Genomic DNA, 20,541 nt, shown 5'->3' with positions numbered 1-20,541 from the left:
CCTAGAACGGCACATCGTCCGCGCTGTCGGCCGCGACCAGAAAGCCCGCGACCACATGCTTGACCCCCGCCTTGTCAAAGGCGATGCCAAGCTTGTCGCCCTCGACCGAGACCACGGCCCCATAGCCGAATTTCTGGTGAAACACCCGATCGCCCAGCGCAAAGGCGCTGACCGCTTCAGCGTCGATGGTGATGTGCCGCGCCTCGGCGGGCTGGCGCAGGCCCGGGCGGGCGGTGTTGGTTTGCAGCCGCTTCCAGCCCGGCGAATTGTAGACATCGGCCCGCGCCGCCGCCTGATGCAGGTCAGAGCCGCGCATCATTCCCGCCACGGGGCTGGCCGTGGCCCCCATCCGGCCATGCCCATGCAGACCCGGCGGCGTCAGCACCTCGACATGATCTTCGGGCAACTCATCGATGAAGCGGCTTGGCATCTGGCTTTGCCATTGCCCATAGACACGGCGATTGCCCGCGAAGCTGACCGTGCAGACACGTTCAGCCCGCGTGATGCCGACATAGGCCAAGCGGCGCTCTTCCTCGAGCCCCTTGATCCCGGTTTCATCCATGGCACGCTGCGAGGGGAAAAGCCCGTCTTCCCAGCCGGGCAGAAACACGGCGGGAAACTCCAGCCCCTTGGCAGCATGCAGCGTCATCAAGGTGACCTTGGGTTCGGACTCGTCGCTTTCATTGTCCATGATCAAGCTGACATGTTCCAAGAACCCTTGCAGGTTCTCGAACAATTCCAGCGCCTTGACCAGTTCCTTGAGGTTCTCGAGCCGCCCCGGCGCCTCGGGTGTCTTGTCGTTCTGCCACATCGCGGTGTAGCCGCTTTCGTCCAAGATCATCTCGGCCAGTTCGATGTGGCTGATCTTGGGTATCGGATGATCCTCCTCGATCAGCAGGTCATCCTCGGGGGCCATGCCCGGGCCCGACATCGCCGCGCCCAGCATCAGCCCGCGCCAGCGCGCGATGCCGTCGACCAGCGCCTTGAGGTCACGGGCCGCCTTGCCGCCCAGCGCGCCCGTGTCGACCGCAAGCCGGGCACCTTCGATCAGGCTGATGCCATGGCTGCGTGCCAGTTTCCGGATCAGCGCCTGCGCCTTGTCGCCCAAGCCGCGCTTGGGCGTATTGAAAATCCGCTCAAAGGCCAGATCATCATCAGGGCTGACCACGACGCGGAAATAGGCCATGGCATCGCGCACCTCCATCCGCTCGTAAAAGCGCGGGCCGCCGATGACGCGGTAGGGCAGACCGATGGTGAGAAAACGATCTTCGAACGCGCGCATCTGGTGGCTGGCGCGCACAAGGATCGCCATGCCATCGGGGCTGATCGGGGCCATGCCGCGGGTGCCACGGGCCATCGCCTCGATCTCTTCGCCGATCCAGCGGGCTTCTTCCTCGCCATCCCAATGGCCGATCAGGCGCAGCTTTTCGCCATCCTCGCCATCCGTCCAGAGCGTTTTGCCCAAACGCCCCTGATTGCCCGCGATCACCGCCGATGCGGCCGCCAGAATATGGCCGGTCGAGCGGTAGTTCTGTTCCAGCCGGATCACGGACGCGCCGGGAAAATCCGTCTCGAAGCGCAAGATGTTGCCCACCTCGGCCCCGCGCCAGCCATAGATCGACTGATCGTCGTCGCCCACGACGCAGATGTTGGAATGCCCCTGCGCCAGCAACCTGAGCCAAAGATACTGGGCGATGTTGGTATCTTGGTATTCATCAACCAAAATGAAGCGGAACCAGCGCTGATATTGGCCCAGCAGATCGGGATGGGCCTGAAAAATGGTGATCATATGCACCAGAAGATCGCCGAAATCGACGGCGTTCAGTTCACGCAGGCGGGTCTGGTATTGCCCGTAAAGCGCAGGCCCGCGCCGGTTGAAGGCGCCCGCCTCGGCGGCCGGAAGCTTGTCGGGGGTCAACGCCCGGTTTTTCCAGGCATCGATCAGGCCCGCAAGTTGGCGGGCAGGCCAGCGCTTTTCGTCGATGTTATCGGCGATGATCAGTTGTTTCATCAGCCGCAGCTGATCGTCGGTATCGAGAATCGTGAAGTTGGATTTCAGCCCCACCAGCTCCGCATGTCGGCGGAGCAGCTTGGCGCAGATCGCATGAAACGTGCCAAGCCATGGCATCCCCTCGGCAGGCTGGCCCAACAGGCTGGCCACCCGCAGCTTCATTTCGCGCGCGGCCTTGTTGGTAAAGGTCACGGCAAGGATTTCATTGGGCTGTGCTGTGCCCGTCACCAGAAGATGGGCAATGCGCGCGGTCAAGGCCCGGGTTTTTCCCGTACCGGCCCCCGCCAGCATCAAGACCGGGCCTTTCAGCGCCTCGACCGCGGCACGTTGGGCGGGGTTCAACCCATCCAGGTACGGCATGGGCCGCGCCGCCATGGCGCGCGCCGACAAGGAACGGGAGGCCGCCTCGAAGGCGTCTGAATCATCGAAACTGCTCATGGGCGGCACGATAGTGCGGATCGGGGCGGCTTTAAAGCTTTGTTCGTATAATGTTCCCATTTCTTCCCCGGGGAGGGCGGCGCGCAGGCGTAGTTTGGGAAAGATGAAGGGACGGGCGCGATCTTTTGGCATTGTCGCAAGCTCTGGACAATGCCCACGCGCCGCGCTTGTGTCTGCGCCATGGACATGCATTCGACATACCCCGCCCTCTCCGATCTGAAATCCCGTGCGCGCGCGCGCATCCCGCATTTCGTATGGGAATATCTTGACAGCGCGACCGGCAACGAAACCGTGACCCAGCGCAATCGCGCTGCGCTGGATGCGGTGCTGTTTCACCCCGCAGCCTTGAGGGGCGAGATCGTGGCCGATCTGTCCACGCGGTTTCTGGGGCGCGATTATCCCGTGCCCTTCGGCATCGCACCCCTGGGCATGTCAGGGTTGATCTGGCCCGATGCGGAACGCATGCTGGCGCGGCACGCGGCAAAAGCGGGCATCCCTTATGGGCTGTCGACCGTCGCCACCCGCACCCCGGAAGACATGGCCGGTTCCATCGGCGATCAGGGCTGGTTCCAGATGTATCCGCCGCGCGACACCAAGATCCGCGACGACATGCTGGCACGCGCCAAGGGGGCGGGATTTCACACGCTGGTGTTGACGGTCGATGTGCCGGCCGCATCGCGGCGCGAGCGGCAAACGCGCGGCGGTTTGGTCCAACCCCCCCGCCTGACGCCGCGCCTGTTGGCACAGGTCGCGCGCTGCCCGGTCTGGGCGCTTGGCATTCAGGCCACGGGCATGCCCAGAATGAAGCTGATGGACAGCTACGCCGATCAGAAAAAGACCGGCCCCCTGCCCTCGACCGCGCATGTGGGCTATTTGCTGCGCGCGGCCCCGGATTGGGATTATGTGGCCGCCTTGCGGGACGCTTGGCAGGGTCATTTGATCTTGAAAGGCGTGATGGAGGCAGATGTCGCCGCGCGCGCTCAGACCATGGGGGTGGATGCGATCTGGGTCTCTAATCATGCTGGGCGGCAGTTTGACGGATCGCCCGCCAGCCTTGATGCGCTGCGCGCGGTGCGCGGTGCCACAACCTTGCCGCTGATCTTCGACAGCGGGATCGAGGGGGGGCTCGACATCTTGCGGGCGCTGGCGCTGGGGGCGCATTTCGTGATGATGGGCCGGGCGTGGCATTACGCCTTGGGCGCGCTGGGCCAAGCGGGGCCCGCGCATTGGCATGATGTGTTGGTCAAGGACATGACCAGCAACATGGCCCAGATGGGCGTGACGCGCCTTGACGAGCTGTCGGATCGGCTGGCAACACCGGGCTGAGGCGCGAAACAGGCCCACCACCCAAGGCAGATGCCGCGAATCGATGCCCACGGCGGCGCCATGCCAGCGCCCCAGACCAAAGGGGGCCGCGGGCAACCGGTCGATCCGTCAGAGATCATGGCCCCGCAGGTCCGGGCAACAGGGCCCGCCCGGCCATGCCATGCCATGCGCGCAGCGGCGCACGGGCACTGCAATGGGCACTCAGCGCCGCACGATGGCCACATGATCAGGCACAGCTTCGGGCGGTCGCGCGTGACATCTTGCGAAAATTGCAACGATCCCGGGATGTTCGCCTTAAGCGGGTGGTATGGCAGCGCAAGCGCGGCACCGAATTGCCGCGCCGCCGGATGGCGCGCGCCGTCGTTTTCACTTGAAATTATTGGGAAAATCAAAACGAAAAGATTTGCCCGACCCTGTCACGCCGCCTACACATTCTGCATCCGCGAGATGGAGAGCCCGTGCCATGCCTGACTTCAAGAAGATCCTGATTGCCAATCGCGGCGAAATCGCGATCCGCGTCATGCGCGCGGCCAATGAACTGGGCAAGCGCACGGTGGCCATCTACGCCGAGGAAGACAAGCTGAGCCTGCACCGCTTCAAGGCGGATGAGGCCTACAAGATCGGCGAAGGATTGGGCCCCGTGGCGGCCTATCTGTCGATTGCGGAAATCATCCGGGTGGCCAAGCTTTCGGGGGCGGATGCGATCCATCCGGGCTATGGGCTCTTGTCGGAAAACCCCGATTTCGTCGATGCCTGTCACGCGGCGGGGATCACCTTTATCGGACCCAAGGCCGATACGATGCGCGCGCTGGGCGACAAGGCAAGCGCACGCCGCGTGGCCATGGCCGCGGGTGTTCCCGTGATCCCCGCGACCGAGGTGCTGGGCGATGACATGGATGCCATCCGCGCCGAGGCCGCGGCCATTGGCTATCCGTTGATGCTCAAGGCGTCATGGGGCGGCGGCGGGCGCGGCATGCGACCCATCCAGTCGGAAAAGGACCTGGAGGAAAAGATCCGCGAGGGCCGGCGCGAGGCCGAGGCGGCATTCGGCAATGGCGAGGGGTATCTCGAAAAGATGATCCTGCGCGCCCGCCATGTCGAGGTGCAGATCCTGGGCGATGCGCATGGCAACATCTATCACCTGTACGAGCGCGATTGTTCGGTCCAGCGGCGCAACCAGAAGGTCGTGGAACGCGCCCCCGCCCCCTATCTGTCGCAGACCCAGCGCGACGAGATCTGTCGGCTGGGCAAGAAGATCTGCGCGCATGTGAATTATGAATGCGCGGGCACGGTCGAATTCCTGATGGATATGGACAACGGCCAATTCTACTTCATCGAGGTCAACCCCCGCGTTCAGGTCGAACATACCGTCACCGAACAGGTCACGGGCATCGACATCGTGCGCGCCCAGATCCTGATCGCCGAAGGCAAATCGCTGATCGAAGCGACAGGGGTTGCCAGCCAGTATGACGTCAAGCTGGACGGCCACGCGATCCAGTGCCGGGTCACGACCGAGGATCCCAGCAACAACTTCATCCCCGATTACGGGCGCATCACCGCCTATCGCGGCGCCACGGGCATGGGCATCCGGCTTGATGGCGGCACGGCCTATTCGGGGGCCGTGATCACCCGCTATTACGACAGCCTGCTTGAAAAAGTCACCGCATGGGCCCCCACCCCCGAGGCCGCGATCGCGCGGATGGACCGGGCGCTGCGCGAATTTCGTATCCGGGGTGTCAACACCAATATCGACTTCGTGATCAACCTGCTCAAGCACCCGACCTTTCTGAATTACCAATACACCACGAAATTCATCGACACGACGCCCGAACTGTTCGATTTCAAGCCGCGCCGCGACCGGGCGACGCGCATCTTGACCTATATCGCCGACATCACCGTCAACGGTCACCCCGAGACCGAAGGCCGCCCCCGCCCGCGCGCCGATGTCAAGGCGCCCAAGCCCCCCGCCACGCGCAGCGATCGCTACGCCATGGGCACAAGACAGCTTCTGGATGAACAGGGGCCCTTGGCCGTGGCCCGGTGGATGAAGGACCAAAAACAGCTTTTGATCACCGACACCACAATGCGTGACGGGCATCAGTCGCTTTTGGCCACCCGCATGCGGTCGATCGACATGATCCGTGTGGCGCCCGCCTATGCCGCCAGGCTGCCGGGGCTGTTTTCGGTGGAATGCTGGGGCGGGGCCACCTTTGACGTGGCCTATCGCTTCTTGCAGGAATGTCCGTGGCAGCGCCTGCGCGACATTCGCGCGGCCATGCCTAACATCATGACCCAGATGCTTTTGCGCGGGGCCAATGGCGTGGGCTACACGATCTACCCCGACAATGTGGTGCAGGCTTTCGTGAAGCAGGCAGCCCAATCGGGGGTGGATGTGTTTCGCGTGTTCGACAGCCTGAACTGGGTCGAAAACATGCGCGTGGCGATGGATGCGGTGCAGGATGCCGGCAAGATCTGTGAAGGCACGATCTGTTATACCGGCAATATCCTTGACCCCGACCGGGCCAAGTATGACCTGAAATACTACGTCAGCATGGCCAGGGAACTGGAGGCCGCGGGCGCCCATGTTCTGGGGCTCAAGGACATGGCGGGGCTTTTGAAGCCCGCCTCCGCCGCCGTGCTGATCCCCGCGCTGAAAGATGCGGTTGATCTGCCCATCCATTTCCACACCCATGACACGGCGGGCGTGGCCTGTGGCACCATCCTTGCGGCCAGCGATGCGGGCGTGGATGCGGTCGATTGCGCGATGGATGCGCTGTCGGGCAACACCTCTCAGGCGACACTCGGCACCATTGTGGAATCGCTGCAATTCACCCCGCGCGACACCGGCCTTGATATCCGGGCAATCCGCGACATCAGCGATTATTGGGAAACGGTGCGCGCCCATTACGCGGCTTTTGAATCCGGCATGCAGGCCCCCGCGTCCGAGGTCTATCTGCACGAGATGCCGGGCGGTCAGTTCACCAACCTCAAGGCGCAAGCCCGCTCCATGGGGCTGGAGGATCGCTGGCACGAGGTGGCGCAGATGTATGCCGATGTGAACCGGATGTTCGGCGATATCGTCAAGGTCACGCCGTCATCCAAGGTTGTGGGCGACATGGCGCTGATGATGGTGTCACAGGGCCTGACACGCGCCGATGTCGAAGACCCCGCCAAGGAAGTGGCCTTCCCCGACAGCGTGATCGACATGTTGCGCGGCAATCTGGGCCAGCCGCCGGGCGGCTTTCCCCCCGGTATCTTGAAAAAGGTGCTCAAGGATGAACAACCCATCCTTGATCGCCCCGGCCTGCATGTGGCGCCCGTCGATCTGGAAAAAACCCGCGCCGATTTGGCCGCAAAGCTCGAACACGACATCGATGGCGAGGATCTGATGGGATTTCTGATGTATCCCAAGGTGTTCAGCGACTATGCCACCCGCCACAAGGATTACGGACCGGTGCGCACCCTGCCCACGCGGACCTTCTTTTACGGCATGGAACCCGGCGAGGAAATCGAGGCCGAGATCGACCCCGGAAAAACGCTGGTCATCCAGCTTCAGGCCGTGGGCGAGACCACCGATGAGGGCGAGGTCAAGGTTTTCTTCGAACTGAATGGTCAGCCGCGCACCATCCGCGTGCCCAATCGCCGCATCACGGGCACCGCCGTCAAACGCGCCAAGGCGGAACCCGGCAACCCCGCCCATATCGGTGCGCCGATGCCGGGTGTCGTGGCCTCGGTCGCGGTCACCGCGGGCCAGAAACTCAAGATGGGCGATCTGATGCTGACCATCGAGGCGATGAAGATGGAAACCGGCCTGCACGCCGAACGCGACGCGGTGGTCAAGGCCGTGCATGTCGCGCCCGGCGGGCAGATCGATGCCAAGGATCTGCTGATCGAGTTGGAGTAAAGGAAGCGCACCATGTCGCTGCGCTTGGGGGCACTCAGCCTGATCGTGCCCGATTATGATGCGGCAATCGCGTGGTTTCGCGATGCGCTGGGCTGGAGTTGCCAGGAGGATGTGGCGATGGGCGACAAGCGCTGGGTGCGCGTCGTGTCGCCCTGCGGCGGGGCCAGCGTGATCCTTGCGCGCGCAGCCACGCCTGAGCAGCACGAAGCCATCGGGCAGCAGGGGGCCGGGCGCGTCTGGCTTTTTCTTGAAACACAGGATTTTACGGCGCAACACCATCGTATGCAGGCCGCGGGCGTCATGTTCGAGCAAGCGCCGCGCCACGAACCCTATGGTGTGGTGGCGGTTTTTCGGGATCCATGGGGCAATCGCTGGGATCTGGTGCAACCGGCCTGAGACCGTGGCAATCCCGCCAAAGATTTCCGGCTTCAGCCACGAATTTTCCACTTGCAGGCTGTTCGGCCACGCCCTAGAACCCGCCCTCACAGAGCGGGTGTAGCTCAGTGGTAGAGCATTACCTTGCCAAGGTAAGGGTCGTGAGTTCGAATCTCATCACCCGCTCCAGTCGCAAAGGCCCGGGTCGCAAGACCCGGGTCTTTTCGTCATTGCCCATCGCGCAACAAGCGTGGCTTTGCTGCATCGCTGGGCGGCAAATTGCGCGCTGGATGCTGCTGGTCGCGACATTGCCGCGCGAAGGGGATAATTCCTGATCGAAAGATTTCCGGTCGCAGCGCGCAGGACGGTCGCGCGAACGGTCGGAAAGCAAACGTCTGGCCACAGTGGGAAACCCAGCCAATGCAGCGTCTTCTGGCTCTCGTCTTGACGGGTCTGACCCTCTGCGCTGCGGGTCTTGCGGATGCGCAGGTCGAACAGTCCCAAACACCCATGACGCGGCCGACGCTCAACTTCTTCGGCCTGCCCGGCCTGATCGACACCCCCACCGCAACCGCCCTGTCCGATGGCATGCTGGGCGTCACGGCAAGCCGCTTTGCCGATCAGACCCGCGTGACGCTCGCCTTTCAGGTCCTGCCGCGCGTGACGGCCACCTTTCGCTACGCCATCCTCGGCGGCGGCTTCACGCCAGACGACAGCCCGCCCGCCCAGCAATACTACTACGACCGGAGCTTTGACATTCACTGGTTGGCCCTGCCCGAGGGCGGCTGGTGGCCCGCGCTGGGGGTTGGCATCCGCGATCTTGTCGGCACGGGCATCTACGGCAGCGAATACCTGGTCGCGACACGCCATTTCGGCGCCGATGACCAACTGGCCGTCACCGCCGGGCTTGGCTGGGGTCGCCTGGGCCAGCGTAACCCCCTTGGCCAGCCCTTCGGGGCACGCCCGCCGATTGATTTCGGCCGGGGCGGAAGCGTCGATTTCGGCCAGTTCTTCCGTGGCGATGCCGCCTTTTTCGGCGGTCTCGAGTGGCAGGCCACAGACCGGCTTCGCCTGCAGGTCGAATATTCCCCGGATCTCTACCGCGCCGAGGTGGCCGATGGGCTGTTCAGGCTCGACAGCCCCATCAACCTCGGGGCCAGCTACCGGGTCGGGAGCAACGGCACCTTGGGTCTGCACTATCTCTACGGCACCACCCTTGCGCTCAGCTACAATGCGCTGATCGATCCCCGACGCCCTGCGGCCAACACGCTGGTCACGGCGGCGCCCAATCCGGTTGTCCCGCGGCCGCGCCAGAGCACGGCCTATTCCACCGCATGGACCGCCCAGCCCGATGGCCCGGCCATCCTGCGCGACAACATCATGCGGCTGATGGCGGAGGATGGGTTGGAATTCGTGGGCCTTGCGCTCGAGGCCGATCGCGCCGTGCTGCGGGTGCGCAACACGCGCTTTCAATTCGAGAGCATGGCCCTTGGCCGCGCGATGCGCATTCTGTCGATCACGATGCCCCCCTCGGTCGAGGTGTTCGAGGTGGTCTTTGTGGTCGAGGGCATGGATGTCAGCCGCATCCGGATGACCCGCAGCGACATCGAGGCGCAAGAACACGCGCCCGACGGGGCCGCCCAGATCCTTGAGCGCGCCCGGATCGAGGACGCAACCCGCGTCCGCGACCCCGGGCTGATCGACATCCGCGCGCCAGAGGCCGGCGTCACATGGGGCATCGCGCCCTATGTCGAGACCCAGCTTTTCGATCCATCCGCCCCTGTTCGCGCCGATCTTGGCCTGCGGGCCGATGCAAGCTACAGCTTTGGCAGCGGCTTTGTCGCGGAGGGCGAGCTTCGCGCCCGGCTTACCGGCACCCTCGACAAGGCCCGACAGGTCGCAGGCCCCGTGGCCAGCCCGACCGCGCCCTTTCCGGTGCGCACCGACGCCTATCGCTATCTGCAAGAAAGCGATGTCCGCCTTCAGCACCTGACGCTCAGCCATTACGGACGCCCGGCGCGCAACCTCTACAGCCGCGTCAGCCTTGGCTATCTGGAACGGATGTATGCCGGCCTTTCGACCGAGCTGTTGTGGCGGCCCGTGGACAGCCGCATCGGCATCGGCGTCGAGGTGAACCACGTGCGGCAACGCGCCTTCGACGGCGGTCTGGGCTTGCGCGACTACGACATCACCATGGGCCATGTGTCGGCCTATGTCGATCTGGGCGAGAATTTCGAGGCGCAGGTCGATACCGGGCGCTATCTTGCCGGGGATTACGGCGCGACCTTGCGCCTGTCGCGGGTGTTCGGCAATGGCTGGCGCCTTGGCGCGTTTGCGACCTTGACGGATGTCTCCTTCGAGGATTTCGGCGAAGGCAGCTTTGACAAGGGCATCACGCTCGAGATTCCGCTGGGCTACATCGTGGGGTCGTCGACGCGCGAACAGGGGGGCACCGTGCTGCGGCCACTTTTGCGCGATGGGGGCGCAACGCTGAACTTGCGGGGGCGGCTCAATGCCCTCGTTACGGATTACCACCGCACCCGGCTGCACGACACAGGAGGCATGATATGGCGTTGACTGCGCTCCGCCTTGCCGCAATCGCCGCCGTCGTGTCGGCCAGTCTGGCCGCCTGTGGCACAGGGCGCGAAAACCCCATTGTGGTTGGCTTGCTCGATGCGATGGACCGCGTCACAGACGCACGGGGCGCGGCCGGGGCGACCACGCCCGTGCTGACCGCGGCAACAGTGCCACCAGAGCTGGTGGCCGCGCTGCCCGGGCCGCTGATGCTGGTCGAACTGCCCTCCTTCGACGGATCGACCGGCATGACCCGTGTGGGGCAGAATGGCACCGTCGAGACCTGGCGCGGGCCAAACGGGCTTGGCCTTGCACGCGACCAGCACGGCGTGCTGATCTCCACCCGTGGCTTCGGCTTCGATCTGATGTCCAGCAATACGGCCGCGACATCAGCCGCGCTGTCGGCGCGTCGGGCCGGTGCGGTCGCGCGCGCCATGATCCATCTTGATGGCGAGGCAAGGCCGCAAAGCCGCATCTACCAGTGCCAACTCCGGCTGGATGGCCCCGACACGATCGCCATCGCCGGCACGATGGTGGGCCTGACGAAAATGACCGAGCACTGCCAAGGGCAAGACGGCTACCGCTTCGAAAATCTCTACTGGCTCGACCGCGCGGGACGGGCCGTTCACTCACGGCAGTGGATCAGCCCCGAGATCGGCACCGCAACCCTGACCCTCTTGCGCCCCTGAGGGGCGCGCGCACCCATGGTGCCTCTTGTTTCAGCGCTGCGTCCGGAAATGTGGGAAAAATCCGATGCAATGGCAAGAACCGCGTTGATCGGACGGGTGATATACCCTAAAGATGGAAACAGCCGTCATTGGAGGTTTCATCATGGAAAAAGTCTGTGCTGCGGCGCTTGTCGCAACCCTGCTTGCCGGAACGGCAGCATCGGCCCAGGATATCCGCCCGCTTGAGGCGACGGCCTCGACCCAGGCGCAGACCGTTGTCGTGTTTGGCTCAACCTTGCCGGTCGGCTTTGTCGTCGTCGGCACGGTGTTGATCGGGACCGTGCTCTATCAGATCATCGAACAAGGTGACGCCACCGCCGCGAGCGCGTCGGGCACCTGAGTCTGGCACCGGGGGGCTGTCGGCCGCCTTGTGGCAGGCGCAGCCGCCCCGGCACGTCCTTCGGGACATGCCCGACGCGCACAAGGTCGCCATCATCGGCACGGTCGGTCTTCCGGCACGCTATGGCGGCTTTGAGACGCTGGCCGGGGAATTGGTGCGCGCGGCCGCCCAGCGGGGGGTCGCTCATCGCCTGACCGTGTGGTGCAGCGCGCCCCAGACCCCTGCCCCCCGCCCAACCGAGCATCTGGGCGCCGCGCTGCGCTACCTGCCGCTTCGGGCAAATGGGGTGCAATCGATCCCCTATGATGTGCTATCGCTGCTGCAGGCAGCGCAAAGCGGGCATGGCGCGGCGCTGGTTCTGGGTGTGTCGGGCGCGGTTGCCTTGCCGCTGATCCGGCGGCTGTCGGGCATGCGGATCATCACCCATCTGGACGGTCTGGAATGGCAACGCCCGAAATGGGGCGGGCTGGCGCGCGCGGTGCTGCACCGCTCGGAACGGCTGGCCGCGCGCTGGTCGCATGAGATCGTGGCCGACAACCCCGAGATCGCGACCCATATCCGCCAAAGCTATGGCCGCGACCCCGCCCAGATCGCCTATGGCCATGAAAACGCCGCGCCAATCGCCCCTGTCGAGGATCTGAACCTGCCCGTGCGCTATGGTCTGGCCATCGCCCGGGCCGAGCCGGAAAACAATCTGGCGCTGATCCTTGACGCGTTTTCCAAGGGCAACGTCCAACTGCCCCTGGTCGCGGTGTCGAACTGGCAGGCCACGGATCATGGTCGCACGCTGAAAGCGCATCATGCCCACCACCCGCATCTGCACCTGATCGAGGCCGAATATGACCCGGCGCGCCTCAACGCCATCCGACAGGGCGCGGCGATCTATCTTCACGGCCATTCGGCGGGCGGCACCAACCCCATTCTTGTGCGCATGATGGGCGCGGGCCTGCCTATCGCGGCATGGGATTGCGGCTTCAACCGCGCCACGACCCATGGGCGCGCGGCCTATTTCGACAGTGTCGAAAGCCTGCAATCCGTGGTCGTGCGGCTTTGCGATCCGGCCCATGGGCCGCTTATGGCGACCGATCTGCGCACCATCGCAGAGCAGCACTATCGCTGGGAAGATGTCACAGCGGCCTATTTCCGTCTCTTGGGTCTTTAGCCCACCCTTTCCCCTGAGCCCCCGCGCGTCTATACCCGCCCCCACAGCCACAGGGAGCCCAGCCATGCGCACCGCCCAGATCACCCGCAAGACCAATGAGACCGACATCACCCTGTCGGTCACTCTTGACGGCACGGGTCGCCACGACATCAAGACCGGCATCGGCTTTTTCGACCACATGCTCGACCAACTGGCCCGCCATGCGCTGATCGATATGGACATCCGCGCCACGGGCGATCTGCATATCGACGACCACCACACGGTCGAGGATGTGGGTATCGCGCTGGGCCAGGCCCTGACCAGGGCGATGAGCGACAAGCGCGGCATCCGCCGCTATGGCAGTTTTCATCTGGCGATGGATGACGCGCTGGTGCGCGCGGCGCTTGATCTGTCGGGGCGGCCCTATCTGGTCTGGGACATGGAATTTCCCACGCCCAGGATCGGCGGGTTCGACACCGAACTGGTGCGCGAGTTCTTCCAGGCGGTCGCCACCCATGGTGGCATCACGCTGCATGTGACCAAGCTTGCGGGGATCAACAGCCACCACATCGCCGAGGCTGCCTTCAAGGCCGTGGCACGCGCCTTGCGCGAGGCGCTGGAGGCCGATCCGCGCAACCAGAGCGCCATCCCGTCGACCAAGGGCACGCTGTGATCACATGACGACGGTGCTGATCGATTACGATTCGGGCAATCTGCATTCGGCGGAAAAGGCGTTTCAACGCATGGCTGCCGAAGGCGGGCATGGTGCGGTTCTGGTCACGGCAGACCCCGATCAGGTGGCGCGCGCAACGCGGATCGTGTTGCCCGGTGACGGGGCCTTTCCCGCCTGCCGCCGGGGCCTTGCGGCCATAGACGGGCTGGAAGCCGCGATCATCGAAGCGGTGGAACAGCGCGCCGTGCCGTTCCTTGGCATCTGCGTGGGCATGCAGATGCTGGCCTCATGGGGCCGCGAATACGAGGATGTCGCAGGCTTTGGCTGGATCCAAGGCGAGGTCACACGCATCACCCCCGCTGACCCAATGCTCAAGGTGCCGCATATGGGTTGGAACGATCTTGTGATCGACGCGCCGCATCCGGTTCTGGCCGGGATCAGCAGCGGCGATCACGCCTATTTCGTGCATTCCTATGCCATGCGTCTCGACGATGCCGCCGATCTTCTGGCGCATGTGGACTATGGCGGGCAGGTCACGGCCATTGTTGGCCGCGCCAATGTCGTGGGAACCCAGTTCCACCCCGAGAAAAGCCAGCGCGCGGGGCTCAGGCTGATTGCCAATTTTCTGGACTGGCGGCCCTGAGACGGGCCACCAGAGCCGTTTCTTATTGAACTCTTACCCAATTCTGCCGCGCGCAGATGAGCCCGCCGGCGACACACCCACGCAGCGCGAGGCGGTCGTCTGACACCTCCATGCGGCCAATGTAGATGCGGTCGTTTGAGGGACGCCACACCGAACCTTCGTAGTCGCCGCCGCCTTGCGGCACCATGTCGATAACCAGTTGCCGGCCCAAATTGGGGCTGTCGTATGGGGTGCCGCCGTCGCGGAAGGTGCTGATGATACTGCCGCAGACAGCAGCGGCGTTGGCACAGGGCCCAAGTTGCACATGGGCAAATGCGCCGTCATCGACCTCAGTCTGCCAGATGCCGTGTGCGGGATCGGCCGAGGCCGCCGTTCCCATCGCCATCAGCATCGCTGCACCGAGCAGGTATTTCCGCATGGACTAATCTCCTCCCAAGGATTGCAGTGCCATCTAGCCTCGGGCCGGGCGAGTCTGTCCAGCGTGACGTTGCGCCACAAGCCGCCCTTGCCGATTGCGCGCGCCTTTGACAAAAGCGCGCCAACATCCGTGAAAGGACCAGCGCGCATGATCCTCTATCCCGCCATCGATCTCAAGGATGGCCATGCCGTCCGCCTGTTGCGCGGTGAGATGGACAAAGCCACCGTCTTCAACACCGATCCGGCGGCCCAAGCGCGCGCTTTTCAAGATGCGGGCTGCGCGTGGTTGCACCTCGTGGACCTCAACGGCGCCTTCGCGGGCAGCCCCGTGAACGGTGCCGCAGTCACGGCGATCTTGGCCGCCACCTCGGTTCCCGCGCAACTGGGCGGCGGCATCCGCGACATGGCCACGATCGAGATGTGGCTGACAAAGGGCATTGCCCGCGTGATCCTTGGCACCGTTGCGGTCGAAAACCCCGACCTTGTGCGCGCGGCCGCCCAAAGCTTTCCCGGCCAGATCGCGGTCGGCATCGACGCCCGCAAGGGTCGCGTCGCCACCAAGGGCTGGGCCGAAGAGACCGATGTGATGGTCAGCGATCTGGCGCGCCAATTCGAGGATGCGGGCGTGGCCGCAATCATCTACACCGACATCGACCGCGACGGGGCGATGGGCGGGCCCAATATCGCGGCCACCGCCGATCTGGCGCGTGCCACCGCGATCCCCGTGATCGCATCGGGCGGTGTATCGTCCCTGGCCGATCTGATCGCCTTGCGCGACACAGGCGTGATCGCAGGCGCGATTTCGGGGCGCGCACTTTATGACGGGGCGCTTGATCTGGGCCAAGCGATCAAGGCCCTGTCCTGATGCCCTTCATCTTTCCAGAAATACGCAGATCCCAACGCAGCCTTCCCTCGATGCCACCAATCGGCTAGGCACAAATCATGCTCAAGACCCGCATCATCCCCTGTCTCGATGTCGCCGATGGCCGCGTGGTCAAGGGCGTGAATTTCGTCGATCTGGTCGATGCGGGCGATCCGGTCGAACAGGCGCGCGCCTATGATGCGGCGGGCGCGGATGAGTTGTGTTTCCTCGACATCCAGGCCACGCATGAAAACCGCGGCACGATGTATGAACTGGCCACCCGCACGGCCGAGCAATGCTTCATGCCGCTGACCATCGGCGGCGGCGTGCGGACGGTCGAGGATGTGCGCAACCTCCTGCTGGCGGGTGCTGACAAGGTCAGCTTCAACTCCGCGGCCGTGGCAGAGCCCGATGTGGTCGCGCGCGCGGCCGACAAGTTCGGCAGCCAATGCATCGTGGTCGCGATCGACGCAAAAACCGTGGCGCCCGGAAAATGGGAGATCTTCACCCATGGCGGGCGCAAACCCACCGGCATCGATGCGGTGGAATTCGCAAGGCTCGTCGTCGGAAAAGGCGCAGGCGAGATCCTTTTGACCTCGATGGATCGCGACGGAACCAGATCGGGCTTCAACCTGCCGCTGACACGCGCGGTCGCGGATGCGGTGCCCGTGCCGGTGATCGCCTCGGGTGGCGTTGGCACATTGGATCATCTGGTCGAAGGCGTGACCGAGGGGCACGCCAGCGCGGTGCTGGCGGCATCGATCTTTCATTTCGGCACCTATTCCATCGCCCAGGCCAAGGCGCACATGGCCAAGGCAGGCATTCCCATGAGGCTGACATGAGCGACGACACGCTGCACCGCCTTGCCGCCACCATTGCCGCCCGCAAAGGGGCCGATCCCGACAGGTCATGGACCGCGAGGCTTTTGGCCAAGGGCCCCGAGAAATGCGCCGAGAAATTTGGCGAGGAAGCCGTGGAAGCGATCGTGGAGGCGGTGCGCGGCGATCGCGCGCGTCTGACAGCCGAAGCGGCGGATGTGCTCTATCACCTGTTGGTAATGCTGGCCGCACGCGACATCACGCTGTCGGATGTCTGCGCCGAACTGGACCGGCGCGAAGGGCAGTCCGGCCTCGTGGAAAAAGCCGGGCGGACGTAGCGTTTTCCTTGCGGAAAACGCGCCGAAAAACGCAAGTTTTTCGGATGGGAAAACGGGCGTTTTCCCATGCGGAAAACCCGGGTTTTCCGCCCCCGTCACAGCTTTGACGAAATGATCCCGGTGTTGAAGCCGCCCATGCGCAATTCGCCAAAGAGCCGCTGATACTCGATCTTGGGGCAACGGTTCTCGATCACGATCAATCCGGCCGCCTCGGCGCGCGCGGCGGCCTTGGCATGGGTGACGCCGATCTGCATCCAGATGACCTTGGGGCGCGGTGCCATGGTCAGCGCCTCCTCCACAATCGCAGGCACGGCATCGGGGCGGCGAAAGATGTCGACGACATCCACCGGTTCGGAGATATCCGACAGGCTTGCGCGCACCGTTTGGCCCCAGAGCGTCTCACCCGCATGGCCCGGATTGACCGGGATCACGCGATAGCCCTTCAGCCCCAGATAGCGGCCCACATAATGGCTGGGGCGCACCGGGTTGGGCGACACGCCCACCAGCGCAAAGACGCGCGCGCGTTTGAGAATATCGCGCAAAAGATCATCTGTCGGCGACTGGGTCATGCCGCGCTCATACCAGATCAAAAAAGCGCCCGCAGCCGAAATGACGCGGGCGCAGGTGATGGAACGAGGGACAGTGGCGACTGCGCCGTTCCGGGTCGCAGCCACACCCGGCACATATGGGGCCAATCCCGCATTTGGAGGGCGGGCACGACATCGTGAAAGGATCAGCCGACCTAATCGAAAATATCCTCGATCAGATCGAACACCTCGGACAGCGCCTTTTGCCACAGGGGTTTGCGCCGTTTGACAGGCCTGGGCGCCAGCCGCGGCTGCCGGGGCAGCGGCCCGCCATGGGGGGCCATGGCCGGTTTGCTGCGCTTGACCGGATGATCAGGGGCGGGTGGCTTGAGCCATTTCATCTCGTGCAAGGGCGCGCCGCAGGCACCGCAGGCCATCTCATGCCCGCCCCGCGCAGTCAGTTGCAGCGCCGCACGGCGGCCGCAATAAGAACAGGTGGCGATCTTGGTGGGCAGGGACATGGCCGATCCTTCAGGGACGTGTCACCGCATAAAGCGAGACAGCCGCCGCATTCGAGACGTTGAGCGACCCAAACGCACCAGCCGCCGGAATGCGCACCAGATGATCGCAGAGCGCGCGCGTGCGTTCGCGCAATCCCGGCCCCTCGGCGCCAAGAACCAGCGCCACGGGCCGCGCGGTCAACCCCTTGGCCGCATCGGCCAATTCCATCGTCGCGTCCCCGTCCAGCCCAAGGACCGTGTAGCCCATATCCTTGAGCGTCTCGATCGCATTGCCCAGATTGGGCACCCGCAGATAGGGCTGGCGTTCGAGCGCCCCGGATGCGGTCTTGGCCAAAGCCCCGGTTTCGGGGGCAGAATGGCGGGCGGGCGCAAGCACCGCTTGCGCGCCGAACACCTCGGCCGAGCGCAGGATGGCGCCGACATTGTGCGGGTCGCTGACCCGGTCAAGCAGCACAAGGCGCGGCGCACCTGAACCTTCGGCCAGCGCCAGATCCTCGAGCCGCCCCCAATCAAGCGGCTTGACCTCGAGTGCGGCGCCCTGATGCACCGAACCGGGGTCGAGCGGGGCCGAAAAATGGCGCGGGTCTTCGATCTCGGGCGTCATGCCAGCGGCGGCGATCGCATCGGCCAGCTTGTCGGCGGCGTTGCGCGTCACCACAAGACGCAGCCGGACGCGGTTTTGGTTCATCAACGCATCGCGCACCGCATGCAGACCAAAAAGCCACACTGTCTCGGCGGCCGAGGCGCGTTTGGCTTTTTCCTTGTCGATGACCCAGCTGGGTTTTTTCACCATGATCGGCGCCCTTGTTCCTGCCTCATCGGGTTACGCGGCGCGCGCCCGAAAGCCAATAGGCAGCCCATAAGCGATTTCACGGTTGACGACCCCGGCGACCGTGATTATCCACCCCTCGCGTAGGGCGACGAGCTGCAAGGTGCGGCAGCGGACTGTAACTCCGCCGGGGAGACCCGTGCCTGGTTCGATTCCAGGGTCGCCCACCATCCCCCATCAGAATCATACGCGCCCCGCTGCCTGGCAGCGGGATGAGAGCCGCGTGATCTTGATGATCGCGGTTTCACTTCTGCCATCCAATACGCCTAAAGTGGCCGAAAAGAGGCCAATTGCAGTTTTGGCCCCGGTAATATCCCCTTGACCATTGCCGCTTAAGACACATTGATCTACCGAAAGATCTGGGGCGTGCGCTTTGTGCGCAAGGCTGATGCTGGGGACACTGAACGTGACACTCATTCCCGATTTTCAGTCGGTAGAGTTGGAGGCTGTGCGTCCCGCTGACGTCTTTCCAGAGCAGTCGGCGGGCTACCGCACCGCAAAGCGCGCGCTCGATCTGGGATTTTGCGCATTGGTCTTGCTTCCGGCCATGGTGATCGTTGCGCTGGTGCTTTTGGTGCTGAACCCGATCCTGAACCCAGGGCCGCTTTTGTTCACCCAAAAGCGGATGGGCCGCGACTGTAGGCCGTTTCGCACGGTGAAGTTTCGCACCATGTGGTGCGGCGCCGCGCATCAGCGCGGCCCCGATGACCCGATTGAAACGCATCGCATCACCCCTTTGGGCCGTTGGCTGCGCATGACCCGCTTTGACGAGCTGCCCCAGATCGTGAACGTCTTTCGCGGCGAGATGAGCTTGATCGGACCCAGACCCGATTATTTTGCCCATGCCCATCATTATGTGCACACCATCCCCGGATATCGCCACCGCTACATGGTGCGGCCCGGCATCAGCGGACTGGCGCAGATTGAGCTGGGGTATGCCCAAGGGTTCGAGGCCACGCGCCTGAAAACGGCCGCTGATATCGACTATATCCGCCGGGCCAGCCTTGGGCTTGATCTGTGGATATTCTGGCGCACCATCGTGACCGTCTGGACCATGCGCGGCACCTGAAGGATTTGGTCCAGCATGGTGACAGCACCCGGCGCCGCACCGCCCAAGCCCAAACCTTTCAACATGCTGATCGTGGGCCAAGCTGGGCGGCTGACCTATGAGGCGGTGCTGTTTGCGGCCTCCTTCCGCCGGTTCAACCCGCATTTTCCCGGTCGCTTCCTTGTGGCCGAACCACAACCCGGCCCCCGCTGGTCACATGACCCACGCATGAAAGATCACGCCGCCCGCGCGCTTTTGACCGAAGATTTCGGGGCGACGATCGTGCCGTTCGAAAGCCGCCATTTCGGGGAGATCTACCCCTATGGCAACAAGATCGAGGCATTGGCGGCCCTGCCCCCAGATGAGCCGTTCGTGTTCTTCGACACCGACACCCTGATTACCGGCGATCTGACAGAGGTTCCCTTTGACTTTGACCGCCCATCGGCCAGCCTGAAGGTCGAGCCGACCTGGCCGAAGCTGGAACTGTACGGGCCGGGCTACACGGCGATCTGGAAATCGCTCTATGACCGGTTCGGGCTCGATTTCGACAGCTCTCTGGACCTGTCCTGGCCCGATGAATACTGGCGCCGCTACCTCTATTTCAACGCGGGCTTCTTTTATCATCGCGATCCGGGCGTCTTCGGGCGCCGCTTTGCCGATTACGCGCTGGCCATCCGCGACACGCCACCAGCCGAATTGCTGTGCCAATCCCTTGATCCGTGGCTCGATCAGGTGGCGCTGCCCTTGGTGATCCACGCCTTTGGTGGCGGGCGCGACGCGCTGGCGCCCGGCTGGCTCGATGGCAGCCACAGTTGCCACTACCGGGTGCTGCCCCTGGCCTATGCCCGCGAAGATCAGGCGGTGATCGACCTGCTGGAGGATATCGCCCGCCCGCACCGCATGAAAAAGGTGCTCAAGGCCCATGAACCGATCAAGCGGATGATCTATCAGGGCAAGGGTGCCAAGGCGCGCGCGCTGTTTGACCGTGAAAACCTGCCACGCACCGAACACGCGATCCGCAACACGCT

The 20,541-nt window shown here is 64.1% G+C and carries 19 protein-coding genes and 2 tRNA genes; 16 read left to right on the top strand and 5 right to left on the bottom strand.

Annotation, left to right across the window (positions count from 1 at the left end; translation table 11 throughout):
• Position 1: 1 nt before the first annotated feature.
• On the bottom strand, positions 2-2,449 hold the full coding sequence (locus Q0094_RS02145) for an ATP-dependent helicase (RefSeq protein WP_297614777.1): 2,448 nt from the start codon (positions 2,447-2,449) through the stop codon (positions 2-4).
• Between the two features lie 180 nt (positions 2,450-2,629).
• Here Q0094_RS02145 and Q0094_RS02140 point away from each other — a divergent pair, with 180 nt between their 5' ends.
• The 10 genes from Q0094_RS02140 to hisH all read left to right on the top strand — a co-directional run bounded on the left by Q0094_RS02140 (position 2,630) and on the right by hisH (position 14,153).
• Positions 2,630-3,775 (top strand): alpha-hydroxy acid oxidase, encoded by a 1,146-nt coding sequence (locus Q0094_RS02140; RefSeq protein WP_297614775.1) that lies wholly within the window; start codon positions 2,630-2,632, stop codon positions 3,773-3,775.
• A 463-nt stretch (positions 3,776-4,238) separates the two neighbouring features.
• Complete coding sequence (gene pyc, locus Q0094_RS02135) at positions 4,239-7,679, top strand: pyruvate carboxylase (RefSeq protein ID WP_297614773.1); 3,441 nt, start codon at positions 4,239-4,241, stop codon at positions 7,677-7,679.
• A 12-nt stretch (positions 7,680-7,691) separates the two neighbouring features.
• A complete protein-coding gene (locus Q0094_RS02130) occupies positions 7,692-8,075 on the top strand; it encodes a VOC family protein (protein WP_297614770.1) in 384 nt (127 codons plus the stop codon).
• A 93-nt stretch (positions 8,076-8,168) separates the two neighbouring features.
• Positions 8,169-8,243, top strand: a tRNA-Gly gene (locus Q0094_RS02125).
• 321 nt (positions 8,244-8,564) lie between these two features.
• Entirely contained in the window at positions 8,565-10,631 is a 2,067-nt protein-coding gene (locus Q0094_RS02120; RefSeq protein ID WP_297614768.1) for a YjbH domain-containing protein, read from the top strand.
• Positions 10,622-11,317: a YjbF family lipoprotein gene (locus Q0094_RS02115; protein WP_297614766.1), complete on the top strand. Its 696-nt coding sequence runs from the start codon at positions 10,622-10,624 to the stop codon at positions 11,315-11,317. Before Q0094_RS02120 ends, Q0094_RS02115 begins: the two co-directional genes overlap by 10 nt.
• Before the next feature lie 142 nt (positions 11,318-11,459).
• Positions 11,460-11,696, top strand: a complete 237-nt coding sequence (locus tag Q0094_RS02110) for a hypothetical protein (RefSeq protein WP_297614764.1) — start codon at positions 11,460-11,462, stop codon at positions 11,694-11,696.
• A gap of 67 nt (positions 11,697-11,763) precedes the next feature.
• Positions 11,764-12,858, top strand: a complete 1,095-nt coding sequence (locus Q0094_RS02105; protein WP_297614762.1) for a DUF1972 domain-containing protein — start codon at positions 11,764-11,766, stop codon at positions 12,856-12,858.
• 64 nt (positions 12,859-12,922) lie between these two features.
• Positions 12,923-13,510 carry an imidazoleglycerol-phosphate dehydratase HisB gene (gene hisB, locus Q0094_RS02100; RefSeq protein ID WP_297614760.1) on the top strand — a complete coding sequence of 196 codons (588 nt, stop codon included), beginning with the start codon at positions 12,923-12,925 and terminating at the stop codon, positions 13,508-13,510.
• 4 nt (positions 13,511-13,514) lie between these two features.
• Complete coding sequence (hisH, locus tag Q0094_RS02095) at positions 13,515-14,153, top strand: imidazole glycerol phosphate synthase subunit HisH (protein WP_297614758.1); 639 nt, start codon at positions 13,515-13,517, stop codon at positions 14,151-14,153.
• Positions 14,154-14,175: 22 nt separating this feature from the next.
• Here the strand turns inward: hisH and Q0094_RS02090 are convergent, their stop codons facing one another.
• On the bottom strand, positions 14,176-14,571 hold the full coding sequence (locus Q0094_RS02090; protein WP_297614756.1) for a DUF2147 domain-containing protein: 396 nt from the start codon (positions 14,569-14,571) through the stop codon (positions 14,176-14,178).
• 147 nt (positions 14,572-14,718) lie between these two features.
• Here Q0094_RS02090 and hisA point away from each other — a divergent pair, with 147 nt between their 5' ends.
• The 3 genes from hisA to Q0094_RS02075 all read left to right on the top strand — a co-directional run bounded on the left by hisA (position 14,719) and on the right by Q0094_RS02075 (position 16,588).
• Positions 14,719-15,435, top strand: a complete 717-nt coding sequence (gene hisA / locus Q0094_RS02085) for a 1-(5-phosphoribosyl)-5-[(5-phosphoribosylamino)methylideneamino]imidazole-4-carboxamide isomerase (RefSeq protein WP_297614754.1) — start codon at positions 14,719-14,721, stop codon at positions 15,433-15,435.
• Positions 15,436-15,512: 77 nt separating this feature from the next.
• Positions 15,513-16,274: an imidazole glycerol phosphate synthase subunit HisF gene (gene hisF / locus Q0094_RS02080; protein WP_297614751.1), complete on the top strand. Its 762-nt coding sequence runs from the start codon at positions 15,513-15,515 to the stop codon at positions 16,272-16,274.
• Positions 16,271-16,588, top strand: coding sequence for a phosphoribosyl-ATP diphosphatase (locus Q0094_RS02075; protein WP_297614749.1), 318 nt, complete (start codon positions 16,271-16,273; stop codon positions 16,586-16,588). The genes hisF and Q0094_RS02075 overlap by 4 nt, the downstream gene beginning before the upstream one ends.
• A 95-nt stretch (positions 16,589-16,683) precedes the next feature.
• Here Q0094_RS02075 and Q0094_RS02070 read toward each other — a convergent pair whose 3' ends face one another.
• The 3 genes from Q0094_RS02070 to rlmB all read right to left on the bottom strand — a co-directional run bounded on the left by Q0094_RS02070 (position 16,684) and on the right by rlmB (position 18,429).
• Positions 16,684-17,157: a CoA-binding protein gene (locus Q0094_RS02070; RefSeq protein ID WP_297614747.1), complete on the bottom strand. Its 474-nt coding sequence runs from the start codon at positions 17,155-17,157 to the stop codon at positions 16,684-16,686.
• A 173-nt stretch (positions 17,158-17,330) separates the two neighbouring features.
• Complete coding sequence (locus Q0094_RS02065; RefSeq protein WP_297614745.1) at positions 17,331-17,636, bottom strand: hypothetical protein; 306 nt, start codon at positions 17,634-17,636, stop codon at positions 17,331-17,333.
• Positions 17,637-17,646: 10 nt separating this feature from the next.
• The gene (gene rlmB, locus Q0094_RS02060) at positions 17,647-18,429 is read right to left on the bottom strand and encodes a 23S rRNA (guanosine(2251)-2'-O)-methyltransferase RlmB (RefSeq protein ID WP_297614743.1); all 783 of its coding nucleotides are present in this window, start codon (positions 18,427-18,429) and stop codon (positions 17,647-17,649) included.
• A gap of 122 nt (positions 18,430-18,551) precedes the next feature.
• Here rlmB and Q0094_RS02055 point away from each other — a divergent pair.
• From Q0094_RS02055 to Q0094_RS02045, 3 genes are all read left to right on the top strand, one after another.
• Positions 18,552-18,635 (top strand) — tRNA-Tyr (locus tag Q0094_RS02055).
• A 218-nt stretch (positions 18,636-18,853) separates the two neighbouring features.
• Complete coding sequence (locus Q0094_RS02050) at positions 18,854-19,534, top strand: sugar transferase (protein WP_297614741.1); 681 nt, start codon at positions 18,854-18,856, stop codon at positions 19,532-19,534.
• Positions 19,535-19,549: 15 nt separating this feature from the next.
• Positions 19,550-20,541: hypothetical protein (locus tag Q0094_RS02045; protein WP_297614739.1), on the top strand; the 992-nt coding region annotated here is incomplete at its 3' end.

Source organism: uncultured Roseicyclus sp. (genome assembly GCF_937892565.1).
Lineage (GTDB): Bacteria > Pseudomonadota > Alphaproteobacteria > Rhodobacterales > Rhodobacteraceae > Roseicyclus.
The sequence above is the reverse complement of the archived record's forward strand: the minus strand, read 5'-3'. Positions and strand labels throughout refer to the sequence as shown.

What these genes read in the sequence shown, in the direction of transcription:
- hisF (WP_297614751.1), top strand. Translation starts at nt 15,513, where the DNA reads ATGCTCAAGACCCGCATCATCCCCTGTCTCGATGTCGCCGATGGCCGC.
- pyc (WP_297614773.1), top strand. Translation starts at nt 4,239, where the DNA reads ATGCCTGACTTCAAGAAGATCCTGATTGCCAATCGCGGCGAAATCGCG.
- rlmB (WP_297614743.1), bottom strand. Translation starts at nt 18,429, where the DNA reads ATGGTGAAAAAACCCAGCTGGGTCATCGACAAGGAAAAAGCCAAACGC.
- Q0094_RS02065 (WP_297614745.1), bottom strand. Translation starts at nt 17,636, where the DNA reads ATGTCCCTGCCCACCAAGATCGCCACCTGTTCTTATTGCGGCCGCCGT.
- Q0094_RS02120 (WP_297614768.1), top strand. Translation starts at nt 8,565, where the DNA reads ATGACGCGGCCGACGCTCAACTTCTTCGGCCTGCCCGGCCTGATCGAC.
- Q0094_RS02070 (WP_297614747.1), bottom strand. Translation starts at nt 17,157, where the DNA reads ATGACCCAGTCGCCGACAGATGATCTTTTGCGCGATATTCTCAAACGC.
- Q0094_RS02090 (WP_297614756.1), bottom strand. Translation starts at nt 14,571, where the DNA reads ATGCGGAAATACCTGCTCGGTGCAGCGATGCTGATGGCGATGGGAACG.
- hisA (WP_297614754.1), top strand. Translation starts at nt 14,719, where the DNA reads ATGATCCTCTATCCCGCCATCGATCTCAAGGATGGCCATGCCGTCCGC.
- Q0094_RS02145 (WP_297614777.1), bottom strand. Translation starts at nt 2,449, where the DNA reads ATGAGCAGTTTCGATGATTCAGACGCCTTCGAGGCGGCCTCCCGTTCC.
- Q0094_RS02075 (WP_297614749.1), top strand. Translation starts at nt 16,271, where the DNA reads ATGAGCGACGACACGCTGCACCGCCTTGCCGCCACCATTGCCGCCCGC.
- Q0094_RS02130 (WP_297614770.1), top strand. Translation starts at nt 7,692, where the DNA reads ATGTCGCTGCGCTTGGGGGCACTCAGCCTGATCGTGCCCGATTATGAT.
- Q0094_RS02050 (WP_297614741.1), top strand. Translation starts at nt 18,854, where the DNA reads ATGCTGGGGACACTGAACGTGACACTCATTCCCGATTTTCAGTCGGTA.
- hisB (WP_297614760.1), top strand. Translation starts at nt 12,923, where the DNA reads ATGCGCACCGCCCAGATCACCCGCAAGACCAATGAGACCGACATCACC.
- Q0094_RS02140 (WP_297614775.1), top strand. Translation starts at nt 2,630, where the DNA reads ATGGACATGCATTCGACATACCCCGCCCTCTCCGATCTGAAATCCCGT.
- Q0094_RS02110 (WP_297614764.1), top strand. Translation starts at nt 11,460, where the DNA reads ATGGAAAAAGTCTGTGCTGCGGCGCTTGTCGCAACCCTGCTTGCCGGA.
- Q0094_RS02105 (WP_297614762.1), top strand. Translation starts at nt 11,764, where the DNA reads ATGCCCGACGCGCACAAGGTCGCCATCATCGGCACGGTCGGTCTTCCG.
- Q0094_RS02115 (WP_297614766.1), top strand. Translation starts at nt 10,622, where the DNA reads ATGGCGTTGACTGCGCTCCGCCTTGCCGCAATCGCCGCCGTCGTGTCG.
- hisH (WP_297614758.1), top strand. Translation starts at nt 13,515, where the DNA reads ATGACGACGGTGCTGATCGATTACGATTCGGGCAATCTGCATTCGGCG.